Here is a 15379-nt window from a genome sequence, read left to right as displayed (position 1 = left end):
TACTTATGAGAAGAATAAGCTTTTTATCTTTCGTTTTGATTGTTTCTTTAGCTGTATCAGCCCAATGGAAACCTGCCGGCGACAAAATCAAAACGAAATGGGCGTCGCAAATCGATGTAAACAACGTGTTGCCCGTGTATCCGCGTCCTATCATGGAAAGATCGGAATGGCAAAATCTTAATGGCTTGTGGAATTATGCCGTTCGTCCTGTAGGAAAACAAACACCCACTTCTTTTGATGGGCAAATCCTTGTTCCTTTTGCCATTGAGTCGAGCTTATCGGGAGTGCAAAAAAAGGTGGGTAAAGAGAATGAACTTTGGTATGTACGCGAATTTTCAGTCCCCGCAAAATGGAAAAATAATGCAATATTGCTACATTTCGGTGCCGTGGATTGGAAAACGGAAGTTTGGGTTAACGATATTCTCGTCGGAACGCACACCGGCGGATATACCCCATTCACGTTCGACATTACACTTGCTTTGAAGAGCGGACAAAACAAACTCACTGTAAAGGTTTGGGATCCGACCAATGATGGATATCAACCTCGTGGTAAGCAGGTAAACAAGCCTGAAGGAATTTGGTACACTTCGGTTACAGGAATTTGGCAGACGGTTTGGTTGGAACCTGTTCCAAAACAGTATATCGAAAACCTTCGTATAACGCCTGACATCGACAAAAATACATTGACGGTGAATGCACTCACCAATAGTGAACGTAATAATCAGAAATTGGTAGTGAAAGTGATGGACGGTTCACGTCAGGTTGCCATTGGGCAATCAATCAATAACCTTCCGGTGGAAATTGCAATGCCCGAAAACGTGAAATTGTGGTCGCCTGACGATCCATTTCTGTATGATCTGGAAATTACGCTGTTCGATGGCACAACTCCTGTTGACAAGGTAAAAAGCTATGCAGCCATGCGCAAATATTCCACTAAACGCGATAGCAGAGGAATTGTGCGTTTGCAGCTTAACAATAAAGATCTTTTCCAGTTTGGTCCGCTGGATCAGGGTTGGTGGCCTGACGGACTTTACACTGCTCCTACCGATGAAGCGTTGAAGTATGATATTCAGAAGACCAAAGATTTCGGATTCAACATGATTCGCAAGCATGTGAAAGTTGAGCCGGCACGCTGGTACACGCATTGCGATCGGCTGGGTATGATTGTTTGGCAAGATATGCCGAGTGGAGATAGAGGTCCCGGATGGAACAGCCGTGATTATTTTAAGGGTCCCGAGAGCATGCGTACAGCAGAGTCGGAAGCCAATTATCGGAAGGAATGGAAAGAAATCATCGATTATCTTTACTCCAATCCCTCAGTAGGGGTGTGGGTTCCCTTTAACGAGGCATGGGGACAATTTAAAACCAAAGAAATCGTAGAATGGACCAAACAGTACGACCCTTCGCGATTGGTAAATCCCGCCAGCGGTGGAAATCATTATCCCGTGGGTGATATCCTCGATTTGCACAATTATCCTCAACCCGATTTATATCTTTACGATGCGCAACGCGCTACGGTTTTAGGTGAATATGGCGGTATAGGTCTTGCACTCAAGGATCATTTGTGGGAACCGAATCGGAATTGGGGATATGTTCAGTTCGACAATTCCAAAGATGTTACAGATGAATACGTTAAATTTGCCGAAATGCTGAAGCCTCTGATTCTTCATGGATTTTCTGCTGCGGTTTACACGCAGACTACCGATGTGGAAGTTGAAGTCAATGGATTGATGACATACGATCGGGCAGTAGTCAAAATGGATGAACCTCGCATAAGAAAAGTGAATCAGGAAATATGTCGTATTTTAGACAAATAGTATGTTGTTTCATCGTCCTCTTTCTTTTTTCGTGTGCCGGAGAAAACCCGATTTCGGCCCAAACTAAGAATTTGTCCATTGCTTGGCAGCAACATTCGCTCGTATGCATTGCCGAAGAAGGTGGTTATCCACGAATGAAAAGACTGGGTGATGGTTCGTTGCTTGTAGCCTACGAAAATCGTAAGGGCGATGTTTTGATCAAAAAAAGTATCGATGGAGGAGTCACCTGGAGCAATCCGGTGATTGCCTTCACCGGCTTCGACGTTATTGATAACGAAAATGGAAGAAGTGCACGAATAAATATTGCTAATCCTGAAATTATCCAATTGCCCAATAACGATATTTTAATAGCTTGTAATTTTCGCCCGAATAAAGATGAGGTCTATCCTTTCTCTATTGCCATAAAGCGAAGTAGAGATAACGGAAAAACCTGGGGTGAGGAGCAAATTGTATATCGGGCTGCACCTCGATTCATTGACGGTTGTTGGGAACCGTCTTTTCTGCTTTTGCCCGATGGCAGAATACAACTCTATTTTGCCAATGAAAATCCTTATCAGCAAAGCAACGAGCAAGAAATTTCCATGATCGAATCCGGCGATAATGGGTTGACATGGTCATCTGAAATTACCACTGTTTCATTTCGTGCCGGCTTTCGAGATGGAATGCCGGTGCCCGCTACGGATGGTAAGGATATTTATGTTGCTATTGAAGATAATGGGAATGAGCAATTTAAGCCTTTTATTGTAAAAAATTCGATTAAAGATAATTGGAAAGAGCCTGTGTTCGCTCATTCCTCTAATCGTTATTCTCCATTGAAAGTGCCGCTTCCTTCATCGGTTTATGCCGGAGCTCCTTATTTAATTCGTACGAGTGAAGGAATTTATGTGCTGTCATTCCAAACGACCGAGAACCGAACTTACAATTGGGAACTTTCTACGATGGAAGTTGCTATTAGTGACAAACCTTCAGATTTTATTTCTCCATCGCAACCTTTTTCTGTACCCCTAAATAAAGAAGCAAAATGGAATTCGTTGTGCGATTTGGGAAATCGAGAAATTGCTGCTGTTTCTTCAACGAATTTCAGATCGGACAAAATCGGTATTTGGATGATTAAAGGTAAAATTGTGAAGAATGAAAATTGATAAAAAGTGAAGGAAAATCAAAACAAAAGTCCGATATTTGTGAAATGAATTTAATAACGTGTAATAAATTGACTCCAAATGAACAACAAAATCTTTTTATCAATTGTAATCTTGATCGGTCTATCTGTAAACTTATTTTCTCAAGGGCACGATAAAGAGATTTTTGAGGATGAATATATCAAAAATCAATTAGTCAAGGTTACAAATTGGCAATTTCAACACCCAAAACACGATCCTCGTGATTGGACGAATGCTGCGTTTTATGCCGGTGCGTTTGCGGCATGGCAAACAACCCATGATCAAAGTATTTATGACGCATTGATAAACATTGGAAATTCCGTAGATTGGCAACCTTACAAACGCTGGTATCATGCTGATGATATAGCCGTGTGTCAAACTTATATCGATTTATATCGTATCGAGAAAAAGCCTGAAATGCTTCAACGCACGCTCGATACTATCCAGCTGTATATCAGTCGTCCTTATCCTACGAGTGGAGAAATTGACGTTATCAAATATTGGTGGTGCGATGCACTTTTCATGGCCCCTCCTTCACTTGTGAAATTAGGAATAACGACAGGAGACCAACGTTTTCTCGAAGCCAATGATGCCTATTACAAGGAATGTTACGATTTGCTTTTCGACAAGGAGGAACATCTCTTTGCCCGTGATTTGAATTATGTTCTCAAGCCGGATGGGTCGGGATTGAAAGAAGCTAACGGGCAAAAAATATTCTGGTCGCGGGGGAATGGTTGGGTAATGGGCGGATTGGCGCGTGTTTTGCAAGAGTTGCCACATAATTATAAAAATCGACCCTTTTACGAAAATTTATTTAGGGAAATGGCGTCACGCATTGCATCGCTTCAGCAGTCGGATGGTTTGTGGCGTGCAAGTCTGATCGATCCGGCATCTTATCCGGGTGGCGAAGTGAGTGGATCGGGATTTTTTTGCTATGCGTTTGCCTGGGGCATCAACAACGGATTGCTTGATCCTAAAATTTATCTTCCCGTCGTCAGAAAGGCATGGATTGGTTTAAACGAATGTGTTAACGAAGAAGGTCGTGTCGGTTGGGTGCAACCGATTGGAGCCGATCCTCGCAAAAATTTTGATGCCGATAGTTGGGAAGTTTATGGTACCGGAGCGTTTTTGCTCGCAGGTAGTGAAGTTGTCAAATTAAAAAATAGAAAATGATTCAATTCATCAATAACATATTGTTTTCGAGTATTTTTTGTCTGTTGGCATGCAATCCTTCGCAAAATGGAGTTGAAGCCAATCCCGAAGCTACTTATCGTAATCCTGTGATCAATCGCAGTATGCCCGATCCTACGGTAATAAAGGCAGATGATGGATATTTTTATCTATATGCTACGGAAGATATTCGCAATATGCCGATATATCGTTCGAAAGATTTGATTTCCTGGCAGTTTATGGGGACTGTTTTCACCGACCAATCCCGTCCGACTTTTGAGCCAAATGGCGGGTTGTGGGCTCCCGATATCAATTTGATCAATGGCAAATATGTGTTGTATTATTCTATGTCGGTGTGGGGTGGCGAACAAACATGTGGCATCGGCGTTGCGACTGCCGATAATCCAGACGGGCCGTTTACCGATCATGGCAAACTTTTTCGCAGCAACGAAATTGGTGTGCAAAACTCCATTGATCCCTGTTTTGTGGAAGACAACGGAAAGAAATATCTTTTTTGGGGAAGTTTCCACGGAATTTATGCGATTGAACTTTCGGATGATGGTTTGTCATTAAAGCCGGGAGCGGAAAAAATTCAGGTTGCCGGTACAGCTTATGAAGGTACTTATATTCACAAACATAATGGCTATTATTATTTGTTTGCTTCGGTCGGTACATGTTGCGAAGGTCTGAACAGTACATATACAACCGTCGTAGGTCGTTCGAAAAATCTGTTCGGTCCATATCTTGATAAGCAGAACAATCCGATGAAGGATAATCGTCATGAGGTACTTATTCGCAAAAATGCTAAATTTGTAGGCACGGGGCATAATTCGGAAATCGTACAGGACGAAAAAGGACAAGACTGGATGTTATATCACGCCGTTTCGGTAGATAATCCACAGGGACGCGTATTGATGCTCGATCGTATTCGTTGGGATAACGATTGGCCTCTCGTATTGGGATCGACGCCTTCGCTCGAAGCCGAAAGGCCGATATTTTAAGTTGCTTTGATTTTAAAATTCATATTTAATCATTAAAAAAGGAAACAATGAAAATCAACAATCTGATTTGGATGTTGGCAATTATTGCCATTGTTGGTGGTTGTACCAACAAGCAGAAAAAGGTCGTAGAAGAAGAAATGACTCTTTCGGGTTTGAAGAAAAGCAATTTTCAGGCCATTATCAATGGCGACTCCACAAACCTGTATGTGTTGAAAAATGCCAATGGAATGGAGGTATGTATAACCAATTTTGGAGGACGAATCGTTTCGGTGATGGTCCCCGATAAAGATGGGGAAATGAAGGATGTGGTGCTCGGATTCGATTCCATTCTGGGATATACATCCGTAGATAACAATTTTGGAGCTACCATCGGTCGATATGGCAATCGTATCGCAAACGGGAAGATTACCGTTGCCGGTGTTGAATATCAGTTGCCAAAAAACAATTATGGGCATACACTGCACGGTGGCCCGAATGGCTTCGATAAAAAAGTATTCAAAGCCAATCAGCCTGACAGTCAGACAGTAGTGTTGACTTGCGTATCTCCCGACGGTGAAGCGGGTTTTCCGGGAAATCTAAACGTGAAGGTTACGATGAAACTTACCCAAGATAATGCTATCGACATTAGTTACGAAGCCGAAACCGACAAAGAAACCGTGGTAAATCTTACCAATCACTCTTATTTTAATCTGAGCGGCGATCCCAACAATACAATCCTCAACGAATTGTTAACTATCAATGCCGATGCTTATACGCCTATCGATTCTACGTTTATGACAACGGGAAAGATAGAAAAAGTCGATGGAACACCAATGGATTTCAGAACGCCTACTCCAATTGGTGCACGCATAAACGACGATTTCGAACAGCTGAAAAATGGCAAAGGATATGACCACAATTGGGTACTGAATACCAACGGTGACATTTCGCAAGTTGCAGCTACAGTATATGATCAGACGACCGGAATCCGTCTTGACGTATTTACTACCGAACCCGGATTGCAGGTTTATACCGGGAATTTTCTCGATGGTACCATCACCGGAAAAAAGGGAGTTACCTACATGAAGCACTCTGCTATATGTCTGGAATCACAGAAATATCCGGATTCTCCCAACAAACCCAAGTGGCCATCGCCATATTTGAAGCCCGGAGAGAAGTATTCCAGTCGGTGTATCTACAAATTTTCGGTACAGTAGCGATCAATTTGACATTTAAAAAATTAAAGTCCAAATCAACTTTCAAAGGAATAAAGTTGATTTGGACTTTTCTTAAAGAAATACTTCCGAATAAAATTGAGACAGCTTATAGCTTTCCGATAAAATTATGGATTCGGCGATACATTCTGTTCCGGAAGGCTGGTCTTATCTATCTTGAATTCGATTGGAAGTAAACATTTTACATTCACCTTTTGGCCTCCATTCTCTCCGGGATCCCATTTCGGCATCGTGCTAAGCACTCTTACCGCTTCGCGATTAAGAGCTTCGTTTTCGCCTTCGATAACTTCTATATTGTGAATATTGCCATCACGGTCGACAATAAATGCACACACAACTCTCCCTTCTATTCCGCGTTGATATTCAGGATCGGGATATTTGATTTGATTTGACAAGTAAGTGCTTAGTTTTTTCTCCCCTCCGGGAAATTGTGGCATTTTATCAACAATGGCTAAAACTTCCTCGTCGACGGCGAGTGTCGGATTCGATTTTGCCACCGGCTTTGCAGCAATACTTTTGGATTGTTTGGTATTTTTGTTCAAACGGAAATACATAGGCACATAGCCTGTTGAACGTACATTTTCACCATTCAATTTGGCAGGTCGCCAGGGTGGCATCATTTGTAAAATACGCAATGCTTCCGCATCCAGTGCGGGATCGGCGTGATGGATGCACTCAAAATTGGTCAATGTCCCGTCTTTTTCGACCACAAACGTGTACACGACTAATCCTTCGATATTTTTTTCGGATGCTTCTTTGGGATAGACGAGCGCAGATGCGATAAATTTTTTCATCTGATCGCTTCCGCCTGTAAACATTGCCGGGATATCCGGATCTTCCACTATTTTATCGCCGGCCGGAGGCGTTTTTTTCTTTTGAGGAGAAGTTTCCGACAAATAAAAAGTATTTTCATAATAAAGCTTTTTATTTTCTGTAGCCATTGAATGGTCGAAAGAAGCAAATAATGCAAAAACACTTAAAGCAAATGTGACCTTGTGAATAATCATCGAACTTGGATTTTGAAAATATATTGTTTATTTTGTGCACAAATTTAAGTCATAATTTTCGATTTTCCATTGTATTGCAAAGGCTTTTCTATTGGCTATTAAACGATCTTAACACGATTGTCTGATAATTTCTATAAGCAAAAGAGAAAATACGATTAAGAATTTTACATCATTTAATAGTCGATATTGCAATTAACAATTTGGATGTTACGGTTTTTTAGTCAAAAAAGTGTACCTTTGTGCCCTCAAAAGAGTTTACATGCAAGATATTCGTAATATTGCCATTATCGCACACGTCGATCATGGCAAAACCACGCTGGTGGATAAGATGCTGATGGCCGGCCACCTTTTTCGAGACAACCAACCTACCGAAGACCTCATTCTCGATAACAACGATTTGGAACGCGAACGCGGTATCACTATTCTCTCTAAAAATGTCTCCATCCAATACAAAAATACTAAAATAAACATCATCGACACTCCGGGACATGCCGATTTTGGCGGAGAAGTTGAACGAGTTTTAAACATGGCCGATGGTTGTTTATTATTGGTGGATGCTTTTGAGGGGCCAATGCCACAAACGAGGTTCGTATTGCAAAAGGCGATTGAAATCGGTTTGAAACCGATTTTGGTAGTAAATAAGGTCGATAAACCGAATTGCCGTCCGGAGGAAGTTCAAGAAGAAGTTTTCGATTTGATGTACAGTCTCAATGCTTCAGAAGACCAACTCGATTTTCATACCATCTACGGATCAGCCAAACAGGGTTGGATGTCTGATGATTGGAATAAACCTTCGGATAGCATTCAGCCGTTGCTCGATGCAATTCTTAAATACATTCCTGCGCCGAAACGACTTGAGGGCACACCTCAAATGCTTATCACTTCATTGGACTATTCGAATTATGTGGGGAGAATTGCTGTTGGGCGAGTTCATCGGGGCACTTTGGAGTCGGGAAAAGATTATGCACTTTGCAAACGTGACGGCAGTATTGTAAAAACGCGCATTAAGGAGTTGGATGTGTTTGAGGGTCTTGGTAGAACAAAAGTGGAGAAAGTTTCTTCAGGCGATATTTGTGCCCTCATAGGTATCGAATCGTTCGATATTGGCGATACAATCACCGATTTGGAAAATCCGGAACCACTCGATCCGATTGCTATTGACGAACCGACCATGTCGATGCTTTTTACCATCAACAATTCTCCGTTTTATGGACAAGATGGCAAATACGTTACTTCTCGCCATATTTATGAACGTTTGTTGCGCGAATTAGACAAAAATCTTGCTATGCGGCTTGAAGAAACCGATAGTTCCGATTCATGGATCGTATACGGTCGTGGTGTTTTGCACTTATCGATATTGATCGAAACGATGCGTCGAGAAGGCTACGAATTGCAAGTAGGGCAACCGAAAGTAATTATTAAACAAATTGATGGGGAGGGTTATGAACCTGTTGAACAACTTACCATAAATGTTCCTGAAGAATATGCGAGCAAAATAATCGATGTCATTACGCGTCGAAAAGGCGAAATGACATCCATGGAAAATAAAGGCGATCGCATGCATATCGAATTCATTATTCCTTCACGCGGAATAATCGGGCTCAACAACATTGTTCTTACTCTTTCGGCGGGTGAGGCCATCATGGCTCATCGTTTTCTCGAATTTCAACCTTGGAAAGGGCCGATCGAAAAAAGACTAAACGGGTCGATTATTGCCGGCGAATCGGGCAATGCCTATGCTTATGCGTTAGACAAATTGCAGGATAGGGGACGATTTTTTATCGAACCTCAAACCGAAGTTTACGCCGGACAGGTAGTTGGCGAGCATAGTAAAGAGGGCGATTTGGTGGTGAATGTAACCAAATCGAAGAAACTTACAAATATGCGTGCTTCGGGTTCCGACGATAAAGTTCAGCTTCCCCCTCCGGTAATTTTTAGTCTCGAGGAAGCTCTTGAATATATCAAGGAAGATGAATATGTAGAAGTAACGCCTAAAGCAATGCGCATTCGAAAAATCATTCTCGATGAAACAGAACGAAAACGCTTAGCGAAAAAAGGATAATTTATCCATTTTTGTTTTGCATTGAGAGATAAAACGGCGGAGCACGGCTAACGAAGCTTCGTCGTTTTATTTTTTGATAAGGGCAATAAATTCTTCGCGTGTTTTCTGTTCCTTGAAAACGCCTGTAAAATCGGAGGTGGTAGTAATTGAATTTTGTTTTTCGACCCCACGCATTTGCATACACATGTGTTGAGCTTCGATCACGACCATCACGCCCAGTGGATTCAGTGTGTTCTGGATGCACTCTTTGATTTGTGTAGTCAGTCGTTCTTGCACTTGCAATCGTCGGGCAAAGACGTCTACCACGCGTGCAATTTTGCTCAGACCCGTAACGTATCCATTGGGAATATAGGCCACGTGTGCTTTACCGAAAAATGGCAGCATGTGGTGTTCGCATAGCGAAAAAAGATCGATATCTTTCACAATTACCATTTGACGATAATTTTCTTTGAAGAGGGCTGATTTTAAAATTTCTTCCGGATTTTGGTGATAACCTTTAGTTAGGTAGAGTAAAGCTTTTGCAACGCGGTCGGGAGTTTTAATCAACCCTTCGCGGTTAGCATCTTCCCCAATCATTGGGATTATTTCGCTAATAAAGTGGGAAATAGCCTCTTTTCTTTCTTCGGCAGTTTCTTCGAAAGACATGAATTGTCGTTTTTATAGATAGATAGCGTTATTGAACCTGATCGACCGGAATTTTTACTTCGTCGGTTACGATGTACATTTCTTTGCCAAAAGATGGAAATGCCGTGCGGAGTTCATCCAGAACTTGCTCCGCTTCTTCTCGTGTTTTAAAATTGCCCACACGCAGCCGCCAAAAGGGAGAATCGAATAAAACTACCGTTTCCAGTTCAGGAAATGTCTGTTGAATTAATGTTTGTTTGCGGTAAGCTTCGTTTTTGGATGTGCGCTGATTATTGCCGGCAAATGCCTGAATCTTATAACCTCTCATCTTGACATAGGCTGTCGATCCATCTGTGCTTACATACACCGGTCGCGACGGCGTAATGTTTCGTCCCACAATGCCCTTGATAGCTTCGTCTTGATAAATAACCACATGTCCCTGTCCGGAATAACTGGTGTTTAACTCATCCACGATGCTTTTTGTCGGCTGTTGTGCGGACACTGTTAAAACGAAAAAACCGAAAAGAAAGACAGAGATATATTTTTTCATTTTTTTTGGTGAGATTTTGGTGCAAAGATAGGGATTTACCACGGATTATTAATTCGATCCGTGGTAAAAAACTCAAATCAATCAGAATGCTTCAATTATCGGCATGAATTTATCCACGCTTAGCGAGGCGCCACCGATCAGTCCACCATCAACGTCCGGGTTGGCAAAAAGCTCTTTGGCGTTGGATGCATTTGCGCTTCCTCCGTACAGGATGGATGTATTATCTGCAACCTCGTCGCCATATTTTTCGGCAATCGTTTTGCGAATGAATGCATGCATTTCCTGAGCCTGTTCGGGAGTTGCTGTTTTGCCAGTTCCGATAGCCCACACCGGTTCGTATGCGAGTATCAATTTCGAAAAGTCTTCGCTTGACAATTCAAACAGGGATTTTTGAAGTTGCGATTTTACAATTTCGAAATGTTTTTCGGCTTCGCGTTCTGCCAAAACTTCCCCGATGCAGAAAATAGGTGTTAATCCGTTTGCAAGTGCGAGGATCACTTTTTGTTTCAAAATTTCCGGAGTCTCGTGATAGTAAGCTCGGCGTTCACTGTGTCCCAAAATTACGTATTTTGCGCCCGTTGAAGCCACCATTTCAGCAGAAACTTCACCGGTGTAGGCACCGGATGCCTTGTCGGCACAGTTTTGGGCAGCTACTCCGATTTTGTGGGTATCGATTGCCTCTACTACTTTAGCAAGATGGATGAAAGGAGTGCCGATGATGACATCACAATTTACCTTTTTTCCTTTTAATGTTGCATCCAATTCTTTTGCTAGTGCTAATCCTTCTTGCAGGTTTTTGTTCATCTTCCAGTTACCTGCCACAATGTTTTTTCTCATAAACTTGAAAATTTTAAAAATGTAACGATGTTTCTTATTTAATTTTCTTTAGTATTCCAAACGGAACAAATAGCAGGATTGCCAAAAGTGTGATAACGCGAATGTTTTTATTCTTCACATTACCAATTTCTCCCAATTTTGATTGGGAAAGCGGCATATCCAGTTGTTTTTCGGATGGAATAGAGTTACTGTCCCATTTATTGATGATTGTCCCGTGTTTGAGCAAAATTAATCCCGGATTTGTACGAATGATAGTTTTAAGCATTCTTTCGTCGGCATTGCAAAAAGTGAACCCGCTTTGTACGCGTTTTTCCCAATTTCCGATTTCGTCGGGTGTGGAAGCTGTCAACAGATAAAATGGATAACCGTAGATATCGGCATACTTGTTAACCGCTTTTAGTCGATTCAGCGATTCCTCATTCAATTCATTGAGGTTGTACGAAATAGCAAGAAACAGGTATCGGTCGTCCTGTAAAATGCTGTCCGTTATGTCGTTTAATTCTATATATGTTCGCATGTCATTATCATATTGCAGCCGGAGAATCGAGAAATCTTCAATTTCAGGCTGTTCGCCACTTTTGATGAGCCTTGATCTCATTTCTACAAATGTCCATGTACTGTCATTCCACGGGTAGTTTTGCTCGGTAAACTCACGTTGTTCTCCGTTTTTTTCATACACGAAGGTGTTTTCATATACATCTGTTTTCTGAGGATCGATGTACATTTTCTCGGCTATGTTTGATCCTGTTTTATAGGGTCGGAAATCAATGACAGGATCGTTGAAGGTGTTGTAAATCCCCAAAAGAATACCAAACGTCACCGTATAAGAAGCTGCAAAAAATGTGTTTTTTTTCGATTTGAAATAACGGCTCAGCCGGTTTGAATAAAGCGACAAAAAAATTACGCAAATCGAGAGAATAATGTTTTTGTAAAAAGTGGTCCAATTGTCTATCACAATGGCATCGCCAAAACATCCGCAGTCTTTTACCGGATTTTTTAGTGCGACCCATAATGTGAGAGGGGTCATCACCAACATAAACGCGAGCAAGAGGCGAGTAGTATATTTTCTGTAAATTCCGAGCAGCAGAAAAACACCCAAAGTGAGTTCGAGTGTCGAAAGTATTATGGCAAAAGGCAGTGCAATTGGGAATAGTTCCGGCATGCCTAACGAAATCAAATAATCTTGCAGTTTATATTCGAATCCTCTTGGATCGATTAGTTTTACAAATCCTGAGAAAATAAATGTAATCGCAACTATCCATCGCGACAACTCAATGGCTATCTTAATGAATATTCCCGATTTTTTCATACTTGAGGTTCCTCAAAATGCAGTTTGATCAATCCGAAAAGTGCGTAGTTGATAATGTCTTTATAATTAGCATCGATTCCTTCCGAAACAAGTGTTTCGCCTTTATGACTTTCGATTTCCTTTATTCGAAGAATTTTCACCAAAATCAAATCCGTATAAGAAGTGATGCGCATCGACCGCCAAGCTTCGTCGTAGTCGTGATTTTTGGCATACATCAACTCTTTGGTTTCTGCAATGTGTTTGTCATATAGTTGCATTGCTTCCTCACATGAGATATCCGAACAGTCCGAAAATCCTTTTTCGAGTTGAATAAGTCCGATGATTCCGTAGTTGACAATTCCAATAAATTCCGAATATATTCCTTCTTGAATTTTGCTTTCTGTTTTAGTTTCGAGCGAGCGAATGCGTTTCGCTTTGATGAAAATCTGGTCGGTTACTGTTTCGGGACGCATTGCGCGCCATGAAGGCCCGTAGTCTTGCAATTTTTTTTGAAACACATTGCGACAAATCGCAATTACTTCGTCGAACTGTTTATTGGTGTAGCTCATATTGTCGGAATTGAAATTCTCCAATTGTCTTACAAAAGTATAAAAAAAAGAAATAGGTACGAGGGTTGCCGGTACCTATTCCGAAATATATTGTGGGTATTTATTGATGTAAGAAACTTAAGAAACTCGCAAAGATTTTCCGATACGCAATTTGGTTCTTGTAGTGATATTATTTAGGCTACATAATTTTTTGATCGAAACCCCATATTTTTTTGAAATGCCGGAAAGTGTGTCTCCACTTTTAATTCGATGATATTTAACGTCTCCCGAGACATATTTATTGGTTTGGGATGAGGATTCTTTGTAACTTGCGGCAATCGCTCTGTTTACAGCTGATGAACTTCGTGAAGTCTTTTGATAACTTGCATTTGTTACAAGGTATTGATCTTTGTGGCAAACCTTATTTTCGAAATCAACGATAAAATTTGGATTGATCGGGCGCCCCAGAAAGCGTGTCTCAAAATGCAGATGTGATCCGGTTGAACGGCCGGTATTTCCCGCAAGACCTATTGGCTGTCCCGAACGAACGGCTTGGTTCTCCGAAACTAAAAATTTTGACAGATGTCCGTAAACGGTTTCTAATCCATTGGTGTGGCGAATTACCAAATAGTATCCATATCCGCGTCTTTCATAGTCTTTCACCCTGACTTTCCCGTCGAAAGCTGCATAAATCGTATCTCCGGTGCGGGCTTTCAGATCTACGCCATAATGATAGCGCCTTGATCCTCTACGTCCGAAATTAGAAGTCATGTAGCCTGTGGTGGGCATCGTGAAATTTGACAAATCGACGATGAAAGAATCCGGAGCATTGATTGTAGATCCATAAATATTTACGTGACTGTTTGCCCATACACCTCCATAGATATCATCCGCAGGAATTCCACTCATATCCCATGTCTCTCGTTCCGATTCAGCCTCCCTAATAGCCGATAAATCCATTTTCAGCTTCAATCCATCTGCAAAGAGATTCGATTGGGCATCGTTCACTTTTGAACTGTGTACCTGCTTATAAATTAGATCGTTTCGGGTGTTTTTTTCTTTTTGTGGTGTTTGAGAAAAAGCTGTCAAACTAAAAAATGTAAAGGCAATCGGTATCCATGCCTTTGCTTTTTGTGCTACTTTGATATTTTTCATATTCTCTTTCTCTGTATTTCTTTTTCTTATATGATGCATTTTTTTGCTTTGATCAATATTCGTCGTTTGCATAAATATTAGGAAGCAACTGTTGAGGATATTCGAATATTTCATCTTCGCTAAAAAATCTTTTGATTTCAATATCTGCAGTTTCTATAGAGTCGGACGCATGAACGATGTTTTCCTGAACGCTCACGCTATAATCCCCTCTTATTGTTCCCGGCAGAGCTTCTCTTCCATTTGTAACTCCTGCCATTTTTCTTACAACTTCAACTGCTCCAACTCCTTTTGCAACCATTAGAATAACCGGACTGGTTTGCATGGAATTTTTTATTCGTGAAAAAAATGGCTTGTTTTTTAAATGTGCATAATGATTTTCCAAAATTTCATCGCTCAATTCTACCATTTTCATCCCAACAATTTGCAGCCCTTTTTTTTCGAAGCGCGAAATAATTTCTCCTGCAATTCCACGCTGAATGGCCGATGGCTTAAGTATCACTAATGTCTTTTGCATCGAATATTAAAAGAGCATTGATCGCTTCTATGACCGATCAAATAATTATTTTTTCCCTTAATTGATTACCAAAGTAAAGTTTTTCTTTTTTTTTGACCAAATATATTCAGTTGAAATTCCTATCAAAAAGTCTGACAATTTTTTAAAAAAATGAAATATAGGATCTTAAACTACATACTATCAATTTATTGCAGAATGATATGTTTTACAACATATTTGCTTGTTTTTAGGGGTTTTATATGGATTTTAACGATAAATTAAGAATTTGTGTGTTTCTCAAATCAAAGGGTTTTAAAAAGTAATCATTTGTGAGTTTTTTTATCTGTTTTGTATATTTCTGGTAGTATTGAAATGAAATGTGTATCGAAATTTCTCCGCACAGATTATTCATTGTGATTATATATTTGAAATTGATATATATTTCTTATAATA

The 15379-nt window shown here is 40.7% G+C and carries 14 protein-coding genes; 6 read left to right on the top strand and 8 right to left on the bottom strand.

The genetic code is table 11. The features are described 5' to 3' along the window. Positions 1 to 5 precede the first annotated feature (5 nt). The 5 genes from EJN84_RS05165 (at position 6) to EJN84_RS05145 (ending at position 6344) form a co-directional block, all read left to right on the top strand. Entirely contained in the window at positions 6 to 1817 is a 1812-nt protein-coding gene (locus EJN84_RS05165; RefSeq protein ID WP_129594413.1) for a glycoside hydrolase family 2 protein, read from the top strand. Beyond that, positions 1796 to 2959: a sialidase family protein gene (locus EJN84_RS05160; RefSeq protein ID WP_129594412.1), complete on the top strand. Its 1164-nt coding sequence runs from the start codon at positions 1796 to 1798 to the stop codon at positions 2957 to 2959. The genes EJN84_RS05165 and EJN84_RS05160 overlap by 22 nt, the downstream gene beginning before the upstream one ends. Positions 2960 to 3037: 78 nt before the next feature. Further along, the gene (locus tag EJN84_RS05155) at positions 3038 to 4150 is read left to right on the top strand and encodes a glycoside hydrolase family 88/105 protein (RefSeq protein ID WP_129594411.1); all 1113 of its coding nucleotides are present in this window, start codon (positions 3038 to 3040) and stop codon (positions 4148 to 4150) included. 8 nt (positions 4151 to 4158) lie between these two features. Beyond that, on the top strand, positions 4159 to 5148 hold the full coding sequence (locus EJN84_RS05150) for a family 43 glycosylhydrolase (RefSeq protein ID WP_394343083.1): 990 nt from the start codon (positions 4159 to 4161) through the stop codon (positions 5146 to 5148). A 53-nt stretch (positions 5149 to 5201) separates the two neighbouring features. Continuing rightward, a complete protein-coding gene (locus EJN84_RS05145; RefSeq protein WP_165004087.1) occupies positions 5202 to 6344 on the top strand; it encodes an aldose epimerase family protein in 1143 nt (380 codons plus the stop codon). Between the two features lie 125 nt (positions 6345 to 6469). On the opposite strand, the gene EJN84_RS05140 is transcribed toward EJN84_RS05145, so the two are convergent. Continuing rightward, a complete protein-coding gene (locus EJN84_RS05140; protein ID WP_129594408.1) occupies positions 6470 to 7369 on the bottom strand; it encodes an energy transducer TonB in 900 nt (299 codons plus the stop codon). Between the two features lie 259 nt (positions 7370 to 7628). On the opposite strand from EJN84_RS05140, the gene typA reads away from it, so the two are divergent. After that, entirely contained in the window at positions 7629 to 9431 is a 1803-nt protein-coding gene (gene typA / locus EJN84_RS05135) for a translational GTPase TypA (protein ID WP_129594407.1), read from the top strand. Positions 9432 to 9497: 66 nt separating this feature from the next. On the opposite strand, the gene folE is transcribed toward typA, so the two are convergent. The 7 genes from folE to ndk all read right to left on the bottom strand — a co-directional run bounded on the left by folE (position 9498) and on the right by ndk (position 14947). Continuing rightward, on the bottom strand, positions 9498 to 10076 hold the full coding sequence (folE, locus tag EJN84_RS05130) for a GTP cyclohydrolase I FolE (protein ID WP_129594406.1): 579 nt from the start codon (positions 10074 to 10076) through the stop codon (positions 9498 to 9500). 28 nt (positions 10077 to 10104) lie between these two features. Next, the gene (locus EJN84_RS05125) at positions 10105 to 10605 is read right to left on the bottom strand and encodes an SPOR domain-containing protein (RefSeq protein ID WP_129594405.1); all 501 of its coding nucleotides are present in this window, start codon (positions 10603 to 10605) and stop codon (positions 10105 to 10107) included. 81 nt (positions 10606 to 10686) lie between these two features. Beyond that, positions 10687 to 11442, bottom strand: coding sequence for a triose-phosphate isomerase (gene tpiA / locus EJN84_RS05120; RefSeq protein ID WP_129594404.1), 756 nt, complete (start codon positions 11440 to 11442; stop codon positions 10687 to 10689). A gap of 34 nt (positions 11443 to 11476) precedes the next feature. After that, entirely contained in the window at positions 11477 to 12751 is a 1275-nt protein-coding gene (locus EJN84_RS05115) for a BT_3928 family protein (RefSeq protein ID WP_129594403.1), read from the bottom strand. Then, a complete protein-coding gene (locus EJN84_RS05110; RefSeq protein WP_129594402.1) occupies positions 12748 to 13299 on the bottom strand; it encodes a DUF1599 domain-containing protein in 552 nt (183 codons plus the stop codon). Before EJN84_RS05110 ends, EJN84_RS05115 begins: the two co-directional genes overlap by 4 nt. A 117-nt stretch (positions 13300 to 13416) precedes the next feature. Next, positions 13417 to 14433: a peptidoglycan DD-metalloendopeptidase family protein gene (locus EJN84_RS05105; RefSeq protein WP_129594401.1), complete on the bottom strand. Its 1017-nt coding sequence runs from the start codon at positions 14431 to 14433 to the stop codon at positions 13417 to 13419. A 52-nt stretch (positions 14434 to 14485) separates the two neighbouring features. Next, a complete protein-coding gene (gene ndk / locus EJN84_RS05100) occupies positions 14486 to 14947 on the bottom strand; it encodes a nucleoside-diphosphate kinase (protein WP_129594400.1) in 462 nt (153 codons plus the stop codon). Positions 14948 to 15379: the final 432 nt, after the last annotated feature.

It is taken from the genome of Seramator thermalis (genome assembly GCF_004138125.1).
GTDB classification, from domain to species: Bacteria; Bacteroidota; Bacteroidia; order Bacteroidales; family Dysgonomonadaceae; genus Seramator; species Seramator thermalis.
The sequence above is the reverse complement of the archived record's forward strand: the minus strand, read 5'-3'. Positions and strand labels throughout refer to the sequence as shown.